General features: G+C 38.6%; 20 protein-coding genes and 1 pseudogene. 5 read left to right on the top strand and 16 right to left on the bottom strand.

All coding sequences use genetic code 11. The annotated features are described in order from the left end of the window. Nucleotides 1-194: 194 nt before the first annotated feature. Together H1D32_RS25200 and H1D32_RS22930 are read right to left on the bottom strand one after the other, a co-directional pair. Nucleotides 195-4,838: a cell wall-binding repeat-containing protein gene (locus H1D32_RS25200; RefSeq protein ID WP_314733486.1), complete on the bottom strand. Its 4,644-nt coding sequence runs from the start codon at nucleotides 4,836-4,838 to the stop codon at nucleotides 195-197. A gap of 200 nt (nucleotides 4,839-5,038) precedes the next feature. Next, nucleotides 5,039-5,569, bottom strand: coding sequence for a protease complex subunit PrcB family protein (locus tag H1D32_RS22930; RefSeq protein ID WP_261180513.1), 531 nt, complete (start codon nucleotides 5,567-5,569; stop codon nucleotides 5,039-5,041). A gap of 853 nt (nucleotides 5,570-6,422) precedes the next feature. Here H1D32_RS22930 and H1D32_RS22925 point away from each other — a divergent pair. From H1D32_RS22925 to H1D32_RS22915, 3 genes are all read left to right on the top strand, one after another. Then, a complete protein-coding gene (locus tag H1D32_RS22925) occupies nucleotides 6,423-8,186 on the top strand; it encodes a sensor histidine kinase (protein ID WP_261180512.1) in 1,764 nt (587 codons plus the stop codon). Beyond that, nucleotides 8,155-8,889: a LytR/AlgR family response regulator transcription factor gene (locus H1D32_RS22920; RefSeq protein ID WP_261180511.1), complete on the top strand. Its 735-nt coding sequence runs from the start codon at nucleotides 8,155-8,157 to the stop codon at nucleotides 8,887-8,889. Before H1D32_RS22925 ends, H1D32_RS22920 begins: the two co-directional genes overlap by 32 nt. A gap of 135 nt (nucleotides 8,890-9,024) precedes the next feature. Next, the gene (locus H1D32_RS22915) at nucleotides 9,025-10,467 is read left to right on the top strand and encodes a carbon starvation CstA family protein (RefSeq protein ID WP_261180510.1); all 1,443 of its coding nucleotides are present in this window, start codon (nucleotides 9,025-9,027) and stop codon (nucleotides 10,465-10,467) included. Nucleotides 10,468-10,572: 105 nt separating this feature from the next. Here H1D32_RS22915 and H1D32_RS25585 read toward each other — a convergent pair whose 3' ends face one another. Beyond that, entirely contained in the window at nucleotides 10,573-10,776 is a 204-nt protein-coding gene (locus H1D32_RS25585; protein ID WP_396126295.1) for a type II toxin-antitoxin system RelE/ParE family toxin, read from the bottom strand. Between the two features lie 76 nt (nucleotides 10,777-10,852). Beyond that, entirely contained in the window at nucleotides 10,853-11,035 is a 183-nt protein-coding gene (locus tag H1D32_RS22910) for a hypothetical protein (protein WP_261180509.1), read from the bottom strand. Nucleotides 11,036-11,251: 216 nt separating this feature from the next. On the opposite strand from H1D32_RS22910, the gene H1D32_RS22905 reads away from it, so the two are divergent. Then, entirely contained in the window at nucleotides 11,252-11,635 is a 384-nt protein-coding gene (locus tag H1D32_RS22905) for a hypothetical protein (RefSeq protein ID WP_261180508.1), read from the top strand. Nucleotides 11,636-11,692: 57 nt separating this feature from the next. On the opposite strand, the gene H1D32_RS22900 is transcribed toward H1D32_RS22905, so the two are convergent. The 10 genes from H1D32_RS22900 to rpoN form a co-directional block, all read right to left on the bottom strand. Beyond that, nucleotides 11,693-11,908, bottom strand: coding sequence for a hypothetical protein (locus H1D32_RS22900; RefSeq protein WP_261180507.1), 216 nt, complete (start codon nucleotides 11,906-11,908; stop codon nucleotides 11,693-11,695). Between the two features lie 59 nt (nucleotides 11,909-11,967). Then, the gene (locus tag H1D32_RS22895; protein ID WP_261180505.1) at nucleotides 11,968-12,111 is read right to left on the bottom strand and encodes a hypothetical protein; all 144 of its coding nucleotides are present in this window, start codon (nucleotides 12,109-12,111) and stop codon (nucleotides 11,968-11,970) included. A gap of 259 nt (nucleotides 12,112-12,370) precedes the next feature. Then, nucleotides 12,371-13,657, bottom strand: a complete 1,287-nt coding sequence (gene eno / locus H1D32_RS22890) for a phosphopyruvate hydratase (protein WP_261180504.1) — start codon at nucleotides 13,655-13,657, stop codon at nucleotides 12,371-12,373. 252 nt (nucleotides 13,658-13,909) lie between these two features. Beyond that, nucleotides 13,910-15,442 carry a 2,3-bisphosphoglycerate-independent phosphoglycerate mutase gene (gpmI, locus tag H1D32_RS22885; RefSeq protein ID WP_261180503.1) on the bottom strand — a complete coding sequence of 511 codons (1,533 nt, stop codon included), beginning with the start codon at nucleotides 15,440-15,442 and terminating at the stop codon, nucleotides 13,910-13,912. Next, complete coding sequence (tpiA, locus tag H1D32_RS22880) at nucleotides 15,435-16,193, bottom strand: triose-phosphate isomerase (protein WP_261180502.1); 759 nt, start codon at nucleotides 16,191-16,193, stop codon at nucleotides 15,435-15,437. Before tpiA ends, gpmI begins: the two co-directional genes overlap by 8 nt. Nucleotides 16,194-16,512: 319 nt before the next feature. Further along, nucleotides 16,513-17,697, bottom strand: coding sequence for a phosphoglycerate kinase (locus tag H1D32_RS22875; protein ID WP_261180501.1), 1,185 nt, complete (start codon nucleotides 17,695-17,697; stop codon nucleotides 16,513-16,515). Between the two features lie 421 nt (nucleotides 17,698-18,118). Next, on the bottom strand, nucleotides 18,119-19,126 hold the full coding sequence (gene gap, locus H1D32_RS22870) for a type I glyceraldehyde-3-phosphate dehydrogenase (protein ID WP_261180500.1): 1,008 nt from the start codon (nucleotides 19,124-19,126) through the stop codon (nucleotides 18,119-18,121). Nucleotides 19,127-19,308: 182 nt separating this feature from the next. Beyond that, nucleotides 19,309-20,340: a sugar-binding transcriptional regulator gene (locus H1D32_RS22865; RefSeq protein WP_261180499.1), complete on the bottom strand. Its 1,032-nt coding sequence runs from the start codon at nucleotides 20,338-20,340 to the stop codon at nucleotides 19,309-19,311. A 407-nt stretch (nucleotides 20,341-20,747) separates the two neighbouring features. Continuing rightward, complete coding sequence (locus tag H1D32_RS22860) at nucleotides 20,748-20,984, bottom strand: glutaredoxin family protein (protein WP_261180498.1); 237 nt, start codon at nucleotides 20,982-20,984, stop codon at nucleotides 20,748-20,750. Between the two features lie 107 nt (nucleotides 20,985-21,091). Beyond that, the gene (gene rpoN / locus H1D32_RS22855; protein ID WP_261180497.1) at nucleotides 21,092-22,432 is read right to left on the bottom strand and encodes an RNA polymerase factor sigma-54; all 1,341 of its coding nucleotides are present in this window, start codon (nucleotides 22,430-22,432) and stop codon (nucleotides 21,092-21,094) included. Nucleotides 22,433-22,945: 513 nt separating this feature from the next. Here rpoN and clpP point away from each other — a divergent pair. Continuing rightward, nucleotides 22,946-23,533: pseudogene (gene clpP / locus H1D32_RS22850) on the top strand (ATP-dependent Clp endopeptidase proteolytic subunit ClpP); the annotation flags it as partial. A gap of 126 nt (nucleotides 23,534-23,659) precedes the next feature. Here the strand turns inward: clpP and H1D32_RS22845 are convergent. Together H1D32_RS22845 and whiA are read right to left on the bottom strand one after the other, a co-directional pair. Further along, nucleotides 23,660-23,917, bottom strand: coding sequence for an HPr family phosphocarrier protein (locus tag H1D32_RS22845; RefSeq protein ID WP_261180496.1), 258 nt, complete (start codon nucleotides 23,915-23,917; stop codon nucleotides 23,660-23,662). Nucleotides 23,918-23,998: 81 nt separating this feature from the next. After that, entirely contained in the window at nucleotides 23,999-24,934 is a 936-nt protein-coding gene (gene whiA, locus H1D32_RS22840) for a DNA-binding protein WhiA (RefSeq protein ID WP_261180635.1), read from the bottom strand. Between the last annotated feature and the right edge of the window lie 114 nt (nucleotides 24,935-25,048).

The raw sequence follows: 25,048 nt of genomic DNA, 5'->3' as shown, positions 1-25,048 counted from the left end.
AAAAATTATATATCCTTCCGCGTAAAAACATAAATGTCAGTTTCGGTGTTCCAAAGTTTTACATTTTGAATACCATCAATTGGAATTACATAATATCCCAATAAAGTTGATATTTTATTAAAATAGTTTTTTCAAGATTTTTTTAGAAACAAAAAAGACTGCTTAGACAATATGTCTAAGCAGTCTTTCCTCTATTAGTTCTTGAACAAGTTTACTAATTCAGCAAAAAGTTCTGCTGAAATTGCAAGCTCGCCACCAAGTACTGTTAATGTTTCTACACCGTTCTCAGCAATGTAAGTCTTCAGGTTCGCACGAACTGAGTTACCTACTAAGAAGATACCTGTGTCCTTTTTAGCTGCTAAAGCTGCACCTGCAAGGGCATCAGTGAAATCATTTGTTGTTGCTACGTAGAAGTGCTCAGCGCCTTGGTTGAATTTTTCTACAACCATTAATGCAGTGTCAAAACGAGTTTTTCCTGCAAAACGCTCTCCTCCTGGAAGTGCATTGAAGACTTCATCAGACATGACTAAATGTCCGCCTAGCGCATACGTTGTTTCAACGTTTAATGCTGCTAGTGCATCTGCTGTAGCCTTTGGTAACTTTTCTTTGTCTGTTAATAGGATTGGCATACCTTTTGCTGCTGCATAAGGAGCGATCGCTAATGCGTCGGCATAGTCTCTACCGTAAACTACTACTGCTTCGCTAGATCCTTCAGGAGCTACTTCATGAGCGATTAACGCTGAAGTTTCCCATCTAGTTTTACCAGAAATACGTTTTACGTTTGGAACTAAAGCCTTAAGCTCAGCTTCTACAGCTGCACTTACAGCAAGCTCTCCACCTAGGATGATTACTTCAGTTGCACCTAAGCGCGCGATTTCATCTGCAGTTGCTTTTGATAATGATTTTGTGTTTGTTAATAGGATTGGAGCATCGTGTTTCTTCGCTAGAGGAACTCCAGATAATGCATCTGTGAAGTCATCAGAACGAGAAATGATGACTACATTTGAAGTTTCCCATCCTTCTTTACTTACATTAACAGCTGTAGCGAAGCGAGTTTTTCCAGAAAGACGGTCAACAGACTCTCTTACAACTGTCACTACTTTTTCTGTTTTATTTCCAGCAATGTCAAATACCTCAACAGTAAAGTTGTTTGTACCTTTTTCAAGAGCAACTGTTGCTTCAATAGTTTGATTAAATGAACGTTGCTGATATGGAGCTCTAAATGTTTGATTTAGTACTTCATCACCATCGACAACTACTCTTACTCTATCAAAGTTATCTTTTACAGTAACAGCTAAAGTTGCTTCACTAGCAATAGTTGAAGCAGGTGCTGCTACTGATACTTCTGCAGGAGTAGTATCGACTACGATTGTTCTAGAAAGAGTTGCTTCATTACCAGCTACATCTCTTGAATAGATTGGAATATCAAATACGCCATCTTTCTCAACTGTAAATGTACCTGAGAATTCATATCTCTTTGTCTCTTCATTGTAGTTTAATGCTACTTCTTGACCATTTACTTTGAATACATCCATCTTCGAATTGTTTGTAATGTATCCTGAAATTGGAATTTCTAAAGAGTCATAGATTCCAAGTAAATCAGGGTGAGTGACATACATATTCGGAATGTTTGTATCTCCAGCACCTAAAATTGAACCTGATCCGACATTGTTAGCAAAGTCAACGGCTTCAATCGTAATTGTTGAACCAACAGCGATTGAATCGAATGCCACTTCATACTCATTTGCTTCAATTGAAGGAATTACTTGCCCTTCTTCTAAAATACTTTCACCATTTACTAATACATTAAAGTAACTAACTCCACTTCCAGTATCTTCAGCAGACCAAGTTAACGTATTTGTTTTTGCATCATACTTAGCGTCAACAGTTGGCGCTACAGTATCTACCTGGATCGGGTATGTGAATGTTTGCCATTTCGCACCATCAAAGTCAATTTTCGCTTTTACTTCATAGACGTATAGGCCATCCTCAACCTGTTGGTTCTTCACTTTTCCATCCCAAGCTGCTGCTGGTACGATTGTGTATGGATTATTTAATCCACGGTCAAAGTAATTTTTTCTTACATTTGTTTGCGCAGTAATTGCACGTAACTTGTTACCATTTTCATCTAAAATGCTGTATTGTACTTCTTTCGCATTTCTTAGGAATGATAAAATTGGAATCGCATTTGTTAATTCAGGTGAGAATGCAAGATTATCTGTGTATCCAGAACCTGGCTTAAACCCTAAGAAATAATAGTCATTATCTAGGAAACCAGTGAAGCCATAGAAACTAGTAGCATCATAGATAGGCGCATCAATGATAGGGGCCTTGTCCCATTCACCGTTAAAGCCTACAAATGGTACGCTTAGTGGTGGGTTTGTATCGTTAGGATCAACGAACGTTACAAAACCTTCTGCAAAGTATCCGTTAGGGAAAACGTCTTTTGCAAGCGAACTAGGCTCACCTTGCGTCCAAGCAACTCGAGCTTCTGTTAAGTCTAGCTCAAAGCTAACTGTAACTTTGCCATTTGCTGGGATACTTACTGAGTCAACTACTTCTCCACCTATTTTTGCAACGAATGGAGCATTAACTAATGTCATAGCTTCAAGCTTATTAGGTTCCCAACCCATTTCGCCAAAAGCAGCTAAGTCAGTTTGTAATTTTTTCTGAATGTCATAAGTTACTTCAGCATCACTAAAGTTTGTTACATCAAGATCGAACTTTACATTGTTTGTTACTTGACGTAAAGCTACTTTCGCTTCACCATCTACAGGGTTAACAACATAAGCAGGGGTACTGCTCGCTGCATGTAAATCCATTTCACCAGCACCTTGACGACGAGGAGAGAAATAGTTATTTAATCCTAATGCTCCGTTAACAAGACCAGTGTCTAATTTCGGAACGGCTGTGTTTAATAGTAAGTTTTTAGCTAGTAAAGAACGCGCTGCACCATCATAGCCAAATTCTTTGTCAACACGCTCAAGAATTAACGCTGCACCTCCGGCAACGTGTGGAGCTGCCATTGACGTACCACTCATTAATCCATAAGAATCACCTTGAAGCGTTGAAAGAATGTTTCCACCTGGAGCCGTGATTTCTGGTTTGAAATCAAGGTTAGGAGTTAATCCCCATGAAGTAAAATCAGACATATTTCCTGCTTCCGGGTTTGCTGCAGTCGTTTCATCGCCGTTAAATGCAATTTTCACATTGTCTGCAATTAAACTTTGTAAATGTAAACCTTCTGTTCTAGCCATAAATAAATGCGGAATTGTGATTGCAGGATCATCAGCCATATTTACGTAGCCAGAAGCGTTGTTGAAGATAATGGCTCCAACTGCACCGTTAGCCTGTGCATTTTTCGTTTTATCAACAAAATTGTAGGTTCCACGTAAAATTAACGCAATTTTCCCTTCCACATCAATATCATTAAAGTCATCCGGCCCACCTAGACCTGCATAGACGATCTCATATTCACCATCAAGTGTTACTGGGTCTACTTTCCCCGAAGACATGTAAGGTAATAAGCCAGTTTCTCCACTATCAGAAGTGAATTGTAATGCACTCATGTTGATGTAGTTGTTCTCACTTGAAGCTACACCAATTGATTGATAGGATACTGAAGGAGACCCCGTTACACCGATATCTGGGTTTGAAGAACTCGGGAAAGGATTATCCCAACCATTTCCAAAATGCGCTGAGTTACCAGCAGAGATCGCAACAACGACGCCACTTTCTTGCGCACGCTTAACAGCTTGTTGTTCTGGATCATTCGGACTGACGAAACCAGCTGTTGAACCTAAGCTTAGGTTTAGTACATCAACACCTAACTTAAGTGCATCGTCAATTGACTTTACATAAACATCCCCATATGTAGTTGGGATTAAAGGATCATTACCAAAAACCTTTAATGCTAAAAGTTGAGCTTCTGGAGCTACACCTTTGATACCACCATTGTCCTCATCACCATTTGCACCTGCCGTACCACCAACGTGCATACCATGATGTGAAGCACCTGGTCCTAAATCAAGAATTTCGAAGCTCTTATCCATATAGTTGTAACCATAAGGAATTTTATCTGTAAACCATTTACCTGGTACATCTAAAGCTTGTACTAATTCCTTATCGATTTTAAACTCGACTCCATCACTTAACACCATATCTCTATGGGCTGGATCGATACCTGTATCGATGATCCCGATAACAAGACCTTCTCCTTTATAGTCGAATTCATCCCACGTTTTTTGGGCTTTAACCATTTCTTTACTGTATAACATTTCTGGAGCTTCCACATCCGGGCGCTCGTATTCGTTTACAATGTACACAGCCTTAACTCCTGCAGTATTTTCAATTTTTGCAAGATCTGCATAAGTTACTTCAGCACTAAAACCGTTCGTAACTGCAGTGAAGCTATGAAGCACATCAACATTCAAGCCTTGTTGTTGTAAGCTAGCTTGAACTGATTGTTGTCCTTGAACTGCTTTATTATGAAGTTCTTTTTGTTTTGCACTTGAAAGCTCATCATATTTCACACCGGATTGTACCGCATGAAATACCCCTGGCTCCTCTTTCATTTCTACTAATACACGAACGATATCACTAGGATTGTAGGTTTTATCTAATTGAGTAAAATCAAGCTTGATGGGCTTGTCCGCAGTTGCGTTTGCATTCCCCTTACTTGGAGCTCTTTCCGGTAAAGATTGCGCACTAACTGCAAAACCGAAATTTGAAAAAATAAGTAAAAATGTTAGTAATAAACTAACGAGTGGTTTCACTTTCTTATTCAATTCGTTTTCTCCTCTCTTTTTTAAAATAGATTTAAAATTGCGATTTTCCATAAATCCCCCTTCCTATGAATCTACTAAAGGTCATATATTAGCTATACGAAATACCTGACCCTACTAGTAATCTAACCATAATAATGTTAATTTTGTCAAACTTTTGAGATTTTTTAAAATAATAACAATTTTCTGCTTTTATAATCAAAATTTACGATTAGTGGACAAAATTCGTCAAATATCACTGTCGCTTGTAGTCGTTAATACGCAGTTCCACCATCTATTTCAAATGGAGATCCGTCTAGTAAAATAATTTTATCGTCAAATATTTTTTCTTTTGCTAGCAAAATAAAGATCGTTGGGTTTACTAATGCTTGTGTGACCAACGCACCTTCAGGAGGAGAATACTCTTCTAAACTAATAACTGTCTTCCCATCAACATTTGTTATTGCCGCAACTTCAATTCGGTAGCCTCCAGTAGGTTTCAAACCAGTCGAAACTGCAATTATTTCGTAACCATTTTCAGTGTATATTCGATAATCACTAATATCCTTGTTACTCACAAGCGTGTAAAACTTATATACTTGCGGATAACTCGCCATTATTTCTTGCGTCGTCAGCAGTTCAAATGGTATATTCCCTTCGTTCATGACTTCTTCTTCTCCTTTTTCGTTTGGATTTTCTTCTTCCGCCTCAGGTTCGCCAAGATTATTATCAGGACTTAACGACCCCTGCCCACACCCCGTGACAATTAACATAGTAAATAGTAGCCATAACAGATGTCTTCTCATATAGCCTCCTCCCATCACTACTTTTGGTAAAAGTTGTTATTAATTTAATATTCTTCATTGTTAGACTATTACCTTCTATTAAATTGTAAAAAGTAAGTTTTGATTAAGGAAGAGAGAAAATTATAGAGGTTAGAGGATATGATTGGACTTAATTTTATAGTCTTGTCTGGGGCTAAGAGCTGGGTATGGTAGAGGGGGACTAGGATAAGGGATGTTTATATTGGATGGATCGGTGACAATGAACATTAGGTGTGTTTGATAATAGATAGGGTTAGTGATATGGGGGGTTTGATAGGTTGAATTTTATGAAACTGCCCAATCAAGCGTCCAATTGACTCTACTATATCCCGTTTTTATAGTTACTTTGGTTTTGGTGTTTTAATCTTGGGCGTTGGACCAAGGATTCTGCTTTTTAAGGCAGTTTAGTGTTCCAACCGTGATCCTTGGAACATAAATTCTACATTTAATCCTATTTTTGCGTTCCAAGCCATTCTCTGAAAACTCACTTTCAAAGTCCCTACCACTGCCAACGACGCCTACCCTACTCTATAAAAATGCAATTTTTAATAGAGTAGGTTCATTTCTATGAAAACACGTTTTCTAGATTTCAACATTCATCACTACTCTATGAAAACGCGAATCCATAGTTTCGATTTCTCTAAAAACCGATTTTGAGATAACTCTATAAAAACGCATTTTTATAGAATCGCTCACAGTAATAGAGTTTGAGATTAGTAGATCCAATCAAAGCCGAGCCCAATGTATGAGGTACGAATTGTAGTGGGATAGTGAAGAATATCGACCTACTTTTTCAATTTTAGGATAGAATAGATTTCAGGAGGTGCGGTAGAAGATGTTGGAGTTATTTTTGGTGATGCTGGAGCGTCTTGGGATTATTGTGTCAGTTGCATTTTTGATGACGCGCTTAAAGTTTGTGCGTCATTTAATAGATAAAAGGAAGTTATCGAAGCGGCAGCAAGTTAGTGTAATCGTGCTGTTTGGTATTTTTGGTATTATCGGAACTTATACAGGGGTGACTGTGGATACGGAGGCCCATACATATTCGCGTTGGGTTCTGGAGCTTGGTGAGGATGAAGCGATTGCGAATTCTCGAGTGATTGGAATTGTAGTGGCAGGTTTATTAGGAGGCTGGAAGGTTGGCTTAGGTGCAGGAGTCATTGCTGGTGTTCATCGATATACACTTGGTGGTTTCACTGGACTTGCTTGTGGTGTGTCTACAATCATTGCTGGACTTATTGCTGGATATTTTTATCGTAATAATAAAAATAAACGGATCATTTCGCTGCAGACAGCTTTACTTGTAGGAATGCTGGCTGAGGCGGTGCAAATGGTGATCATCCTGATTATGGCAAAGCCTTTTGATCAAGCATTAACGCTCGTTCAAAGTATTGGAATGCCGATGGTCATTGCAAATGGATTAGGTACAGCGATCTTTATTATGATTATTAGGAATGTCCTGCATGAAGAGGAAAAGATCGGCTCGCTACAAGCGCAGAAATCATTAAAGCTAGCAGACTTAACGTTGAAATTTTTACGTAAAGGACTAACAGAAGAGTCAACGCTACCAACCTGTCAAATTCTTTTAAAGGAGATTGATGTCGATGCCGTTTCGATTACCAATAAGGAAAAGGTGCTCGCGTTTGTTGGGGAAGGTCAAGAACACTATTCTAAAAATGAAGACATTCAAACCAGTGCTACAAAACGTGTTTTAAAAAATGGTGAACTTGTCATTGCTAAAAAAGAAGAAATTGAGAATTGGCCTTTTACTGCGGCGATTATTGCGCCTTTAAAAATTAAGGATGAAACGATTGGTACATTAAAGTTTTATCTTAAATCTGAAAAAGAATTGTCGCCAATGATCATTGAATTGAGTAAAGGACTTTCGTCATTACTAAGTCACCAGCTTGAGTTATCTGAGGTTGACCGCCATTTGGAGCTTGCGAAACAAGCGGAAATTAAAGCGCTACAGGCACAGGTTAGCCCACACTTTCTATTTAATGCATTAAATACGATTGTTTCCCTCATACGGACTGACCCAATGAAAGCAAGGAAACTATTGATATCACTCTCGCACTATTTTAGGCAAAACTTAGCTGGAACGAGTGCAACGGAAACGTCGCTGGAAGAGGAATTAAAGCATGTCAAAGCTTATTTAGAAATTGAAGAAGCGCGTTTTTCAGACAAGCTAACCGTTCGCTATGAAATAGATGAAGAGGCACTAACAACAAAACTTCCGCCGATGACGTTACAGCCGATCGTTGAAAATGCGATGAAGCATGGGTTAAAGCAGCTGCGAAACGACCATTTTATTTTAATAAAAGTAAAAAAGGAAGCTGACCAAATTCTTATAAGCATCACAGATAACGGGATTGGGATTGATCCGTCTCGGCTTGAGAAGCTCGGCAAGGAACAAGTCGCCTCAACAACAGGAACAGGAATTGGGCTTTATAATGCACGTCGGCGCTTAAATATGATGTACGGCGACGATACGAAATTTTTTATAGAAAGCGAAGAAGATCAAGGAACTACTATTTCTTTTTCAGTAAGAGAAGGAGACAAGAAAGATGAAAATTCCAATCCGTACAGTGGTTATTGATGATGAGCCCTATAGTCGTGATGAATTGAAATTTTTACTCGAGCGGTACGGTGACGTCGAAGTGATTGGCGAGGCTGACTCTGGTGAGAAGGGGTTGGAGGTCATCATTACGAAAGAACCTGATGTAATCTTTGTTGATATTGAGATGTCGCAAATGTCTGGGCTCGATTTGGCAGCTGCGCTAAAAAATTTGAAAAAGACACCTTTCATTATTTTTGCCACCGCCTACCCCAACTATGCGGCAAAGGCCTTTCGCGTTGATGCGCTCGACTACTTGCTAAAGCCTTTTAACGAGGAAGAGCTAGACGAGACGATGAAGCGCGTCAAGGAGCGTTTAAATAAGAATAAAGTAGTAGAAAAATCGGAACCAACCATTGCAAAGTTGGCCGTTGAGGATGAACGCTCAATCGTTTATTTATCGCCTTCTGATATTACGTATCTTTTCCGAGAGGATCGTGAAACAATTATTTGTACGGTTGATCGCAAGTTTTACTCAAAGTTACCGATGAAGGACCTAGAAGAAAAGTTACGAGGCTATCCATTTTTTCGAACTCATAAAAGCTATCTTGTGAATCTCGATAAAGTTGAACAGCTTATTCCTTGGTTTAACGGTGCCTACCAATTGAAAGTTGCCGGTCGAAAAGATGAAATTCCTGTTAGTAGAAACTACGTAAAATCACTTAGAGAGCGTTTAGAGCTCTAAAAACTGATGCACGTTAAACACTAAATCGGACATGTTAATGTCCGATTTTTACATGTTGAACACGTTTTAATCTTTCATTTCGCAATCAGTACTATAATGAAAGCGCAATCAATATTAGAAAGAGGTGTTCTTCAAATGATTACATTTTTAGCATCTATCGCCCTATTAATCATTGGATATTTTACGTATGGAAAGTTAATAGAGAAAATTTTTGGAGTAAAAGAAGCTAGGCAAACGCCAGCTTACAGTATGAAAGACGGTGTCGATTACATTCCGATGGGAACAAATCGAAACTCATTAATTCAGTTATTGAACATTGCAGGTGTCGGCCCTATTTTTGGACCGATCATGGGTGCTTTATATGGCCCAGTCGCTTTCATTTGGATTGTGGCAGGTGCAATTTTTGCCGGAGCTGTCCATGACTACCTAACGGGTATGATTTCGATTAGAAATAATGGCGCCCACTTACCACAACTTGCTGGACAATTTTTAGGAAAAACGATGAAGCACGTGGTAAATTTCGTCGCAGTTCTTCTTTTACTTCTTGTTGGTACTGTGTTCGTTACCGCACCAGCTGGTCTTTTATATAACGTGATGAATGGCTGGATGGCATTAGGCGTGATTACAGCAATTATTTTTGTTTACTATATTCTTGCTACAATGCTTCCTGTTGATAAAATTATCGGTCGAATTTATCCAGTTTTAGGTGCGCTATTACTAATTAGTGCAATTGGAATTGGTGGAATGCTTGTATTTACAGGGGCTCCAATCCCTGAATTAACATTACAAAATATGCACCCAGCTGGAGCAGCTGTTTTCCCAATTTTAATGATTACCATTGCTTGTGGAGCGATTTCTGGTTTCCATGCTACACAATCACCGATTATCTCTAGAACGTTACAAAACGAAAGAAATGGTCGTAAAGTATTCTACGGCATGATGATTGTTGAAGGAATTATCGCAATGATTTGGGCAGCAGCAGCGATGAGTCTTTTCTACGGAACTGACTTAAGCGAGTTAATTAAAACAGGTGGCGCTGGTCTTGTTGTAAGTGAAGTATCATTCACTTTATTAGGTGCAATCGGTGGAACATTAGCAGTTCTTGGTGTTATCGTCCTTCCAATTACATCAGGCGACACAGCCTTCCGTTCTGCGCGTATGATCATTGCTGAGTATATTAACGTATCACAAATTAAAATTACAAACCGTCTTTGGATTGCCTTACCATTATTCGCTGTTGCATTTGCTCTAACAAAAATGGACTTCACGCTTCTTTGGAGATACTTCGGAGTGACAAATGCAGCAATTAGTGCGATTGCCTTGTTTGTCGGAGCGATGTATTTAGCTATTCAATACAAAATGCACTGGGTAGCCACTATACCGGCAATCTTTATGACAATGGTAGCCTTTACCTTCATCTTTAATGCACCAATCGGTTTTGGATTACCGATGACAACATCTTATGTAGCTGCTACTGTAGCAACCGTTGTTGTCCTTGTACTATTCGCTTATAAAGTAAAGCTAAACCGTCAAGTAGCGAACTTTAAGTTAGACGCTGACGAGAAGAAAGCAGCTTAAATAAGTAAAAAATGTCTTAGTTCAAAGTGAACTAAGACATTTTTTTATATCTGCTTATTCAATCCAGTATTCTTCCGCAATTGTTTAATTCACACTGCATGATGTTTAATGGTTTGTATCTATAATACTTCTGGCATTATGAATGATTCGAACTACTTCAACTGAATTGTTATTAATACGATATATTATTCTATAATTGGCTAAGACTTTTTCTCTGATCATTTCGTCTTTCATTTCTGGAACACTTCTCCCGGAGTAAGGAAATGCAGCAGTTGTTTCAATTGTATCAATTATTTTTCTAGCAAACATCCTTGCATATTCTCAGAGTCTCCAGCTATATAAGTACATATTTGATCTAAATCTCTTACAGCAGTTTCTGCCCATCTTATTTCAACCATTCCCCTAATTTCTCCTTTACTTTATCATGAGAAACCACTTTTCCTGCATCTAATTCTTGAATACCTTTTTCAATCCTTAATCTTACATAAAGCTCCCTCATTATATCTTCAATAGTTGCATTCTCCTGTAGGTCCTTAATTAAATTTATTACTTCCTCTTTTGTACTCATTTAATCATTCCTCCCTTTAAAGGTTTTCGTTATCAGTATTATAAAACAAATTTAATATTATAGCCCTACTCACTTCAAAGAAATGTAAAATTTAATTTATCAAATAAACCCTGAACAATTCTTTTGTACTCTCTGTAGTGATTAATCATAACTAAGAGGATTTGGACATACCATTACAAAAAAGGGGGATTCAAATGAAAAAAACAGTTTGTAAGCTTGGTCATTGTTATTTTATTTGGATGGTATGTTTGGAGTAGCGAACAGACTAAAATAAGATTAAATCAAGAAATTGAATTTTTAGAGGAACATACGAAACTATTAAATGAACATTTCCCTGATTTTTTATGGCAACTATTTTCAGAACCAATATTAACTGCAATCAGTCAGCAATACGGTTTAGATGAGAATTTTGGTCATAAAGTAGATGCAAGAAAACATATTGAATTAACTCGTAATTGGGATAATGGTGCCGAGTTTATTGTACAGTTTTATATAATTTCTCACGATACCAAAAGGGAGCTAGGTCATGATGTTTTGAAGTTCAGACTATATAGTAACAATAAAATACAGTTACTAGAATATAAGAAGAATGGTTGGTAAAATAGCTAAGTTATTCTGGGTGAGGAAAACTACTGTATAAATACATATTTAGACCGATTAGTCGCCTAAAGTTTTTTCTTCAACCCAGCTGAGTAATCCCCAATAGGATATATCATCCACTAACCACAGTATAATAAAGGTAAGTGCTATTCCTAACCACACTAAAAGTGATATATAATTTCTTGTTTTTTGATTTTCAATATATTTTGAAGTAATAAATTCAGTTAACCCACCTATAAGGAAAAGCATAATCAAAATTGTCCAATCGTCCATTTCTGATCCTCCCCAAATTACTCTTAAGTTTGATTAATCAGTTCGTTCAACAGTAAAATCTACTTTTTACTGTTTTCCTCCAATTGTTCACGTATTTTTTTAAGCTCCTCGGTCTGAACAAGGATATTATTGTTAACTTTTCTTATTGCATCATATATTGCAAAAATACCAGCAAAAATTACAATTAATAAAAGTACATCCATTTTAATTCCTCCTTTCTGTTACTAGCACTTACGCTCCCAGCAAGAATAAAGTTTCTCTTTATACATACTTTAACATCACCAGAACTTTCAAGTCAGTACTTTTTGCGCTTTAACTTGCTGCGTATTTTTTAGCGATCTATTGCTTAATTTCATTTATTTCCCGGAAATATTTCCTCTTGAAAATAAAAAATGAGCCACCAGAGTTAAATCTGAGGCTCATTTTTTTATACTAACTTTTGCAGGACCTTCCTGCTAAAAGTTAAAGATTTTTTAGGTTGTAGAATGCTTTCTTACCAGCGTATTGACCGATGTAGTCTAGGCCGTCTTCGATACGAAGTAATTGGTTGTACTTCGCAACGCGGTCTGTACGTGATGGAGCACCTGTTTTGATTTGGCCAGCGTTTGTTGCAACAGCGATGTCAGCGATTGTGCTGTCTTCTGTTTCACCAGAACGGTGAGAGATTACTGCTGTGTAACCAGCGCGTTTTGCCATTTCGATTGCATCGAAAGTTTCAGTTAATGTACCAATTTGGTTAACTTTGATTAGAATTGAGTTACCAATTCCTTTTTCGATACCTTCAGAAAGCTTAGTTGTGTTTGTTACGAATAAGTCGTCACCAACTAATTGAACTTTGTCTCCTAATGCTTCAGTAAGCTTCTTCCAGCCATCCCAGTCGTTTTCGTCAAGGCCGTCTTCGATCGATACGATTGGGTATTTAGCAACTAATTGGCTATAGTACTCAACCATTTCTTCAGCTGTTTTTACAACGCCTTCACCCTTCATGTTGTACTTGCCATCTTCGTACATTTCAGAAGCAGCAACGTCCATTGCAAGAACCACTTCTTCACCTGGCTTGTAACCAGCTTTTTCGATCGCTTCAATGATTGTTTGAAGAGCTTCTTCGTTTGATGATAAGTTTGGAGCAAATCCACCTTCGTCACCTACAGCTGTGTTGTAACCTTTAGACTTAAGAACTGCTTTAAGGTTGTGGAAAATTTCAGCACCCATACGAAGAGCGTCAGCGAATTTTTCAGCACCGATAGGCATTACCATGAATTCTTGAATGTCTACGTTGTTATCCGCATGCTCACCACCGTTAATGATGTTCATCATTGGTGTTGGAAGAGTTTTTGCGTTAAATCCGCCTAAGTATACGTATAAAGGAATATCTAAAGCGTCAGCAGCCGCACGAGCAACAGCCATAGATACACCTAAAATAGCGTTAGCACCTAGTTTAGATTTGTTAGGAGTACCATCAAGATCGATCATTAATTGGTCAATTCCAATTTGATCAAGAGCGTCATAACCAACTAATTCAGGTGCAATCTCTTCGTTAACATTTTCAACAGCTTTTAAAACACCTTTACCCATATAACGGTCGCCGCCGTCACGAAGCTCAACTGCTTCATGCTCACCAGTAGACGCACCACTTGGAACCATAGCTCGTCCCATTGCACCACTTTCAAGATATACTTCAACTTCAATAGTAGGGTTTCCACGAGAGTCTAATACTTCGCGTGCATAAACATCAGTAATAATTGTCATTTAAAAACACTCCTTTTATAGTGTAGAGTGTAGAGTTCAGAGTGTAGAGTTGTTTAGAAACGCTTCGTAGCTTTTCCCAAACAACTTTTCCTCTTGACTCTACCTCTATAATAAATAATGTTATTTTTCATTCAAGTAAAGTGCATCCCAGAGTTACTTTCACAACTCTAAACTCTACACTTTACACTTTAAACTCTTACTAAAGTGCATCCCAGAGCTGCTTCCACAACTCTAATCTCTACACTTTAAACTCTAAACTAGTAAAGATTTACCCGTCATTTCCTCTGGTTGTTCTGCTCCTAGGAGGGCTAGAACGGTTGGGGATAGATCGGCAAGTTTTCCGTCTTGACGAAGTGATGCGCCTGTTTTTGTAACGATCACTGGAACTGGGTTGGTTGTATGAGCAGTCATTGGTGTATCTGCTAGTGTGATTACTTCATCAGCATTGCCGTGATCGGCTGTAATAACTGCATAACCACCCTTAGCAAGGATTGCATCAACCACTTTTCCAAGGCACTCATCTACTGCTTCGATCGCTTTAACAGTTGGCTCAAGCATTCCTGAGTGACCAACCATATCAGGGTTAGCGAAGTTTAGAATGATTGCATCGTGCTTGTCAGCAGCGATCTCACTAAGAAGTGCATCTGTTACTTCATATGCACTCATTTCAGGTTTTAAGTCGTAGGTTGCTACCTTTGGCGAGTCGATTAGGACACGCTCTTCACCAGGAAACTTATCTTCACGACCGCCACTAAAGAAAAATGTCACGTGTGGATATTTTTCTGTTTCAGCGATACGTAATTGCTTATAGCCTTGTTGGCTTAGCACTTCTCCTAGCGTATTATCAAGGTTTGTCGGTTTGAATGCCACAAAACCATCGACTGACTCACTAAAATGAGTTAAACATACATAGTGGAGATTTGTCGGGTGTTTATCACCACGATCAAAACCACGGAAGTCGTTATTTGTAAAAACTTGAGATAATTGAATGGCACGGTCAGGACGGAAGTTGAAGAAAATGATTGCATCATTATCCTCAATCGTTCCAACAGGTGAACCATCTTCATTAGTCATTACAGAAGGTAAGACGAACTCATCATGGATCCCACTTTTATAAGAATCTTGTAGTGCATCCACACTATTCTTATATTTTAAGCCTTCTCCATACACCATTGCTTTGTATGTTTTTTCAACTCGTTCCCAGCGTTGGTCGCGATCCATCGCATAGTAACGGCCTGAAATTGAAGCTATTTTTCCTGTGCCTAACTGTTTCATTTTTTCCTCAAGCGCAACAAGATATTCCTCAGCGCTTGTCGGTCCAACATCTCTTCCATCTAAAAAGCCGTGAACATACACACGCTCTACATTTTTGCGATTCGCAAGCTCAAGTAAAGCAAATAAATGTTGAATGTGGCTATGTATACCACCATCGGACAATAGCCCGTAAACATGAAGGCTAGTGTTGTTTTCATTTACGTGATTGATGGCATTTAAGAAGGTTTCATTTTCAAAAAACTCACCTTCGCGGATCGATTTATTTACGCGAGTTAAGCTTTGATAAACGACACGACCTGCACCAATATTTAAATGTCCTACTTCAGAATTTCCCATTTGCCCTTCAGGTAAACCTACTGCTTCACCAGATGCCATTAACTGAGCATGGGGATATTCGTTCCAGTAACGGTCAAAGTTTGGCTTTTTCGCGTGGGCAACTGCATTCCCCTTCGTTTCATCGCGTAAAGCAAATCCGTCCAGGATAATTAATGCTACAGGTTTCTTACTCATTGACTGCCTCCAAAAGCTGTAAAAATGATTGATGGTCAAGGCTTGCGCCACCTACTAAAGCACCATCAATATCTGAATGACCTAAGTACTCAGCAATATTTTCAGGCTTCACGCTACCGCCATATTGAATGCGTACAGCGTCTGCCGCTTCTTGTGAAAACATTTCAGCTATAACCGTACGGATATATCCGCACGTATCATTTGCTTCTGCTGCTGAAGAAGATTTCCCTGTTCCGATTGCCCAGATTGGCTCATATGCAACAACTAGGTTCTTCACTTGGTCTTCTGAAAGCCCTGCTAAACCATTTTGCATTTGGCCGCGGACAATATCATTTGTTTTTCCAGCTTCACGCTCTTCTAGCGTCTCACCACAACAAACAATCGGTACTAGACCATGCTTGAAGGCTGCATGTGTTTTCTTGTTTACTGTCTCATCTGTTTCAGCAAACATTTCACGACGCTCTGAGTGACCAATAATCACGTAAGTTACATCTAAATCCTTAAGTGCAACAGGACTAATTTCCCCTGTAAAAGCGCCACTTTCTTCAAAGTGCATGTTTTGAGCACCAATTTTCAAGTCTGAGCCAGCTGAGTTATCAACTAAACAATCTAAAAATAAAGCCGGTGCACAAACAACAGAATCTACTTTTGAGCTATCAGGTACTAGACCCTTTACTTCCTGCACAAAAGTTCTTGCTTCACCAATAGTCTTATTCATCTTCCAGTTTCCTGCAATGATTGGTTTACGCACGTTCTTCACTTCCTTTTTCAGTTTTGAGTTTTGAGTGTTGAGTTTTGAGTTGTTGTAGGTTTGGGCTACGAAGCAATGCTCACGATAACTCATAACTCTTAACTCAACACTCTTAACTTCTTTTAGTTTTGAGTGTTGAGTTTTGAGTTGTTGTAGGTTTGGGCTACGAAGCAATGCTCACGATAACTCATAACTCTTAACTCAACACTCTTAACTTCTTTTAGTTTTGAGTGTTGAGTTTTGAGTTGTTGTGGGCTTGGGCTACGAAGCAGATGCTCACGAAAACTCATAACTCTTAACTCAACACTCTTAACTTGTTTTATTTATCGTTCAACGCTACTACGCCTGGAAGTTGTTTGCCTTCCATAAACTCTAATGATGCGCCACCGCCTGTTGAGATGTGGTCCATATTTTCAGCTAAATCGAATTTTTCAACTGCTGCAGCTGAATCTCCGCCACCAATGACAGTGTACGTATTTTGCGCGTCAGCTAAAGCAACGGCTACTGACTTTGTACCATTTTCAAACGATGATAATTCAAATACACCCATTGGTCCATTCCAAATCACAAGCTTTGATTCTAGGATGACTTTACGGAAGGTATCGACTGTTTTCGGTCCAATATCAAGTCCTTCCCAATCACTTGGAATCGCGTCGATATCAACGACTTGTGTTGTTGCCTCATTTGAAAACTTATCTGCAACGATAACGTCTTCAGGCATATACAAATTAACGCCTTTTTCTTTTGCTTTATCAATAAATGATTTCGCTAAATCAATTTTATCTTCTTCAAGAAGTGAATTCCCAACGTCATGACCTAAGGCTTTTACAAATGTATAAGCTAGACCACCACCGATGATGAGATTATCTACTTTTTCTAGTAAATTCTCAATCACACCGATTTTGTCTTTTACTTTTGCCCCACCAATGATCGCTGTAAAAGGACGGTCAGGATCTAGTAACGCTTTTCCTAACACTTCTAATTCTTTTTCCATTAATAGACCTGAAACAGCTGGAATGTGATGAGCAATTCCTTCTGTAGAAGCATGAGCACGGTGAGCAGCACCAAATGCGTCATTTACGTAAATGTCAGCTAGACTAGCGAACGCTTTCGCTAATTCAGGATCATTCTTTTCTTCACCTGGGTAGAAGCGAACGTTTTCTAGTAGAACGACATCACCTTCTCCAAGAGCAGAAATCGCACTTTCAACCGCTTCGCCATAAGCTTCATCGGTCTTTGTAACTGGCTTTCCTAATAACTCGCTAAGGCGACTTGCAACAGCATTTAAACGCATTTCTTCGTTCACTTGGCCTTTTGGACGACCTAAGTGGCTAGCTAAAATAACTTTTGCACCTTGATCGATGAGATATTGAATTGTCGGAAGAGCTGCACGAATTCGTGTATCATCAGTTATTTCGTTACTTTTCATTGGAACGTTGAAGTCAACACGGCAAAATACACGTTTTCCTTTTACCTCAATATCGCGAACAGACTTTTTGTTCATGTGGAACCCTCCTTTTATGTAGAGTGTAGAGTTTAGAGTGTAAAGTTTAAAGTCTTGAGGGCTAGGCTTCGATGCATTAACCCTCAGAACTCTCAACTCTACACTTTACACTCTACACTGAATTACATTGGAAAGAGGAGAGAGAAACACGTTTCCCTTCTCCTCTCTGCCAACTTATTATTATTCAACAACCGCTATTAAATTCCCTTTAGACAAATTATGAACTTTGTCTAGCCCCTCCGGCAAAATAATTTATACATTTGCTTGTTAGGGCTTTTCTTTGTCTAACTTCACCGCCTAGCCCCTCCGGTCAAATATTTTCCTTAAGCCACTTTCCTGCTCCTGCGATTACTCGTCGCAAAGCTCAAGATGTAAACTCGGGGATGTTGCTTGGCTTACCAGGCGGTTCCGCTTTTCTAACTTAAAGTCCTTTGTTAGCGATGTACTCTACTAGGTCAACTACACGGTGAGAATAACCAGACTCGTTGTCATACCAAGAAATGATTTTTACCATGTTGCCTTCCATAACCATTGTAGAAAGTGCATCGATTGTTGATGATGCAGGGCTTCCGTTGTAGTCACCAGAAACTAGTGGCTCTTCGCTATAGTAAAGAATTCCTTTTAATGGACCTTCAGCAGCTTCTCTAAGAGCAGCATTAACTTCTTCAACTGTAACTTCTTTGTCAAGTTCAGCAACTAAGTCTACTAAAGAAACGTTTGGTGTTGGAACACGTAATGCGCCACCGTTTAGTTTTCCTTTTAACTCAGGAAGTACTAGAGCTACGGCTTTAGCAGCACCCGTTGTTGTTGGGATGATGTTTTCAGCAGCTGCACGAGCACGACGGAAATCTTTATGTGGTAAGTCAAGAATTTGTTGGTCATTTGTATAAGAGTGAACTGTTGTCATCATTCCACGACGAAGTCCGAATGTATCGTTAATTACTTTTGCGAATGGAGCTAAACAGTTTGTTGTACAAGATGCGTTTGAGATAACGTCATGGCTAGCAGCATCGTACTTGTCTTCGTTAACACCCATTACGATTGTGATATCTTCATCAGTTGCAGGAGCTGAGATAATTACTTTTTTCGCACCAGCTTCTAAGTGTTTTGCAGCGTCAGCACGTTTTGTGAAGAAACCAGTTGATTCAACAACAACTTCTACACCTTGCTCGCCCCAAGATAATTTTGCAGGATCTCTTTCAGCTGTAACTTTGATTTCTTTTCCGTTAACAACTAGGTTTTCACCATTTGTTTCAACAGTTGCATTTAATGTACCGTGCACTGAATCATATTTTAAAAGGTGAGCTAGCATTTTTGCGTCTGTTAAGTCGTTTACTGCAACAACTTCCACATTCGGGTTATTTAAAGCTGCGCGGAAAACCACACGTCCAATACGTCCAAATCCATTAATTCCTATTTTAGTTGCCATTATAAAAATTCCTCCTTAGATTAAGCTGAAACTTTTTTATATATAAAGGGTTTGCCCTCTAAATAACTTTTTTTAGTTTTGAGTTTTGAGTTTTGAGTTATTTAGTATTGCTTCGATGCTAAGCCATCACCTAATTACAAACAGCACTCTTAACTCTAATAGTATTTATTAAAAAATTTTTTTTATGAATGTAGTTGTAATAATACTTTAGCTGCACCTTCGTCAGTAACGAGGATATTGCTTGTTTCTTGTTTCAAAAATGCAGAAATTGCCTGAGCCTTTGAAGCACCGCCTGCAACTGCAACAACTACTTTGCTGTGCATGACATCTTCTAGCTGTAAACCAATGGTTAAGACTCTATGGATAATATCTCCATTTTTATTAAAATAATAACCAAACGCTTCGGCAACAGCTTCTTTTTCGTGAAGATTTTGTAAAACCTCCTGCGAAGAACTTCGACGCTCTGCCATTGTTTTTGCCTCACCTATTCCGTGAACAACTAAGCTAGCTGAACGGATTAAGTTAAGAATTTCCTTGATCTTCGGTTCTTCAATAAGGGAAGAGTATGAGTCTGAACTAAGTTGATCGGGTACATGCAGCAAACGATAATGTCCCATTGCTTTTGTAGCCATCGTCGCGCAAATTGTATTGGCTTGATTTTCTACTTGCTCACCAAGACCACCACGCGCTGGTACAAATAATGTTTCTTTCATTTCACTATCCGGAGTCATCATCTCCGCCACTGAAGCAATGGTACTCCCACCAGTCAAGGCAACGATTTTCGTTTCCTCACCAGCTAAATGCCGTTTCATCAATTGAACAGTAGCACGGCCCATTTCCTTTTTGACCCAAGGAGCCTCATCACTATCACCTGGTACCACAATGACTTCAGAAAGACCTAGACATTGCTTGAGCTCATCCTCAACATTTTTCAAGTCAAACACATCACTCATGACTTCCTCTAGTTTGCTGAGAACACTTTTCCCTTCATCGGTTAGCGTCATCCCTGATGTCGCCATATCGATTAAGCCCTGTTCTTTTAAAAATGTCACTTCACTACGTAAAACTCGTTCAGACATTCCTAAAGTTGTTGCTAAGCTTCTGCGACCAATCGGTTGCATCAAGCGGATCAATCGTAAGATCCGAAAACGGCTACCTAAAACTTCTAGGAGGTCAGGTAATAATTTTTTCTGAATGTCTAATAATAACCTCATAATAATCCCCTTATCGTTTTGTCTATGTATATTCGGGACTTACAACGTCCCTCATAGACATATTGTGTCCCATAAGGGTTAAAAAATTAGAAAAACGCAACCTTTCGCAAATTTTACACGAAAGCATCGTTTTCCAAGTTCCAGGAAAATAAAACAAATTCCTTATTACAATGTAAGTGTAACAAGGAATTTATTTGATATCAAGCCTATTTACACTATTTTTTGAAATGTCACAATTGAAAGCGCTTTATATAGTGTAGAGTTTAAAGTGTAGAGTGTAGAGTCTTGAGAGACTTGCTCCGGAGCTTTGCCCCCCGACAGCTCAAACCCCTTATGAATGTAGAGTTGTACGGGCTTTTGCTTCTTCTTGAATCAGCATTCAAGAACTCTTAACTCTACACTCTAAACTATAAACTCTTTAAGTACGATCGGATTTTTGCTTCGGAAAGAATTCCGAAGTCTACTTCTTCTCCGTTGATTTCGACCACTGGGATCATAATTTGGTACTTTTCTAAAAGGGCATCGTCTTTATAGATATCAACTAATTCGATCTCTAAAGGGAAATCCTTCTTGATGGCCTCTAATACTAACAGCCCTTTCTCGCATAACGAGCAATTTTCCTTTGTATAATACGTAACTTTCATGGTACCTCCATATATCAGTGATGAGTTTTGAGTGTATAGTTTTTTTAGAGCATTGCTTCGTAGTCACTGCTAAAAGCAACTCATAACTCAACACTCACAACTCAAATCTAAAATCGTTTCCTCTTCGATGACGATGGGATGTGTAGTTCTTCACGGTATTTTGTGACGGTTCGTCGTGATACTTCAATGGAATGCTCATTTTCGAGAATTGAGACAATTTTTTGATCTGAGAGTGGTTTTTGCTTATTCTCTTGATCAACTATTTTCTTTATAAGTTCTTTTACTGAGAGTGATGATGCTGAAACTCCACCCTCACCTTTTAAGCTGGAACTAAAGAAATACTTTAATTCAAACAAACCTCGGGGGGTTTGAACATATTTTTGAGTTGTGACGCGGCTAACGGTTGATTCGTGCATGTCGATGTCAGCAGCAACTTCCTTTAGTGTTAAAGGCTTTAAATATTCGTAACCAAATTTAAAGAAATCTTCTTGGTATTTGGCGATAGCTTCCGTTACTTTCAGTAAGGTTTGTTGACGTTGATCGATGCTTTTTAATAGCCATAAAATTTGTTGATGCTTTTGCTGAACATATTTTTGCGCTTGTTCATCTGTGGCCTTTTGAAGTAACTCTTCATAATGGCGACTGATCGAAACATTTGGAAGAAGATAATCATTCATCGTAATAAAAAACTTGCCATCGATTAGCTCAATAAAAACATCGGGACTAATGTAGGTTTGTGGTTCTACATTATAGATCGAGCCTGGTTTAGGCTGTAAAGTTTGAATGAGATCTGCGACAGACTGTATTTCTTCAAGAGTAATTGAAAGCTCTTTAGCAATTTCTTTCCATTTTTTATTAGCAAACATCGTCAAGTAATTCTCTACGATTTGTTCAGCAACGGGATTGCGGTTCGCAAGCTTTCTTAATTGAAGAAGTAGGCACTCTTGCAGTGATCTCGCGCCGACCCCTACAGGATCGAGTGATTGCAAGACGTTTAGGCAAAATAAAGCAATCTCATCTTTAATCGAAAAATGTGTAGCAACTTCCTCTATATCTCCTATAAAATACCCATTTTCATCTAATGAATGGATAAGGTAAACTAGCACCCTTTTTTCAGTTGCTGCTATTGGCATGAAGCGAATTTGAGATAATAAATGGTCCTGAAGACTGACGTCATTTTTGCTTAAATAATCAAGTGGTGATGTATACTCACCATCATAGGTTTTCCATACATCTACTTTTTCATAATCAGCGTCAAATTCTTTACGAGTTCGAACTTCATTTATTTTTTCTTTCACTTCGAGTAGAGGATTTTCCAATTGTTGCTCTTCAATAAAAGACAATAATTCGTGTGTTGAATATTGCAAAATGGAAATTGCTTGGCGCAATTCGTTTGTCATGACTAGCTTCATTGACTGTTGTTGGTACAAACCGAAGTCCATATTCATTACTCAACCTCCCCTAAAATCTATCATACTATGTTTAAAGTGTTCAGTGAAGCGTTATTATCCACCTATTGTAAACGGTTACAATTTTATTTATATTCTATGTTCCCTCGTCTTAATGCGAGAAGAATCAACATTTGCTCAGAAAGTTTTAACTTAACATGAATCACTCTACCATTTTCTCATAAGCTACTACTAATCATCTACATATATTTGATGGTACTATTGGTAACTTTTTTATGACGCAATAACGTATTAGCGAAATGTAATTAAACTGAAAAATTTAGTTGGTTTAAATTGTATAGTTTCGGTTAAGATGAATATGTATTAAAAATGAGGGCAGGTTGGAAGCAGGAAAATAGGAATCGTCATCGAACTTATACTATTAGTGGATGCGCCCCTAGGTGCAGAAACTAGACATCTATTCTCAGTGTAAATCCTTTGACCTTCACTGACCTTTAGATTATGATATACATACACTAAGTTTATCGAAAAAATTTTAAGGAGGAGAAGTACACTATGAATTTAATCCCTACAGTTATTGAACAAACTAACCGCGGAGAGCGCGCTTATGACATTTATTCGCGCTTATTAAAGGATCGTATCATTATGCTAGGTAGTGCCATCGATGACAATGTGGCAAACTCAATTGTTGCTCAGCTACTATTCTTAGCAGCTGAAGATCCTGACAAAGATATTTCTTTATACATTAATAGCCCTGGTGGGTCGATTACAGCTGGTATGGCTATTTACGACACAATGCAATTTATCAAACCAAAAGTATCAACAATCTGCATCGGGATGGCAGCATCAATGGGTGCATTCTTATTAGCTGCTGGTGAAAAAGGCAAGCGTTATTCCCTACCAAATAGTGAAGTGATGATCCATCAACCACTTGGCGGTGCACAAGGGCAAGCGACTGACATCCAAATCCATGCAAAGCGTATCATTGAAATGCGTGAGAAGTTAAATGAAATTTTAGCTGAGCGCACTGGTCAACCACTTGAAGTAATTGAACGTGATACAGAGCGTGACAACTTCATGACCGCAGAAAAAGCCAAAGAATACGGCATGATTGATGAAGTAATTACACAGAAGAAATAAGGCATGAAAAAAGCTAGGTCGGGTGACCTAGCTTTTTGTTTTGAGTTTTGAGTTAATGTGAGTAGATGCTACGGAGCTTTATCCCACGTAACTCAACACTCAACACTCTTAACTCAAACCTACACTTTATTCTTCCTTCTCCACAAACGCCACAAGAGCTGTTAATGCCTCTGTTTCGTCTTTACCTTCTGTGATGATCGTGATTTCTTTTCCTGTTGCAACCGCTAAGCTCATAATCCCCATGATGCTTTTTGCGTTCACTTTTCTACCTTCTTTTTCAATGAAAATATCTGAACTAAATTTATTTGCTTCTTGAACAAATAGTGCTGCAGGTCTTGCTTGTAAGCCAGCCTTGCGTTTAACTACGACAGCTTTTTCTACCATTTCCTTCTCCTCCTAGTTTCTTTATCATCATTATTTACCATTCATACAATTTAAATCGCAATTTCATACTCACTTTTACGTTTAAAAGTTATATTCGGGTTCACCATTTCGAAGTTTATTTGCAAATTCATCAATTTTTCTCAGGCGATGGTTCACACCAGACTTACTTACCTTGCCTGTAGTGACCATTTCACCTAATTCTTTTAATGTCACATCTTGATGCTGGACCCGAAGCTCGGCAATTTCTCTTAGCTTCTCTGGTAGGATCCCCAGACCAACTTCACGCTGGATAAAACGGATGTTTTCGACCTGGCGCATTGCCGCCCCAACTGTTTTGTTTAAGTTAGCGGTTTCACAATTAACGAGTCGGTTAACTGAATTCCTCATGTCTTTCATGATCCTTACATCCTCGAAAAAAAGTAGTGCTTGATGGGCCCCAATGATATTTAAGAATTCGGTGATCTTCTCACCTTCTTTGATATAGATAATAAACCCTTTTTTTCTTTCGAGAATTTTTGCATTCAAGTCATAGGAATTTGCCAATTCACAAAGCGATTCATTGTGCTCCTCATAAAGAGAAAAAACCTCTAAATGATAGGATGATGTCTCAGGGTGATTAACTGAACCTCCCGCAAGAAAGGCCCCCCGTAAATAGGCCCGCTTACAACAACCGTTATTTTTAATGTCATCAGAAATTTTTCTGATAAACTGAAAGCCCTCTTCCATAATACCTAATTTGGCTAAAAGTTTCTGCGCTTCTTGTGAAATCCTCACCAAATAGACATTATTTTTCTTTAGGCGCATCTTTTTTCGAACAAGAAGTTCGACATGAACTGGAAACGTTTTCTTTATTAATGTATAAATTCGCCTTGCAATAGCAGCATTTTCGGTTATTATATCTAGTACTAATTGTTTATTACTGAAAGATATTGAACCATTCATTCGTATGAGGGCAGCTAATTCCGCCTCTGCACAGCATCCATCTGCATCCAATTGCGTCAATTCTTTTTTTGTCATAGCAGCGAAAGAAGACAAGGCAAGACCCCCTTTTTAGTGTAGAGTGTAGAGTTGAAAGTTGAGAGTGCTCTGGGTTAAGCTCCGAAGCTATTGCCCGCAAGACTTTACACTCTA

It is taken from the genome of Anaerobacillus sp. CMMVII, from assembly GCF_025377685.1.
Lineage (GTDB): Bacteria > Bacillota > Bacilli > Bacillales > Anaerobacillaceae > Anaerobacillus.
This window is presented reverse-complemented; position numbering and strand designations above follow the sequence as displayed.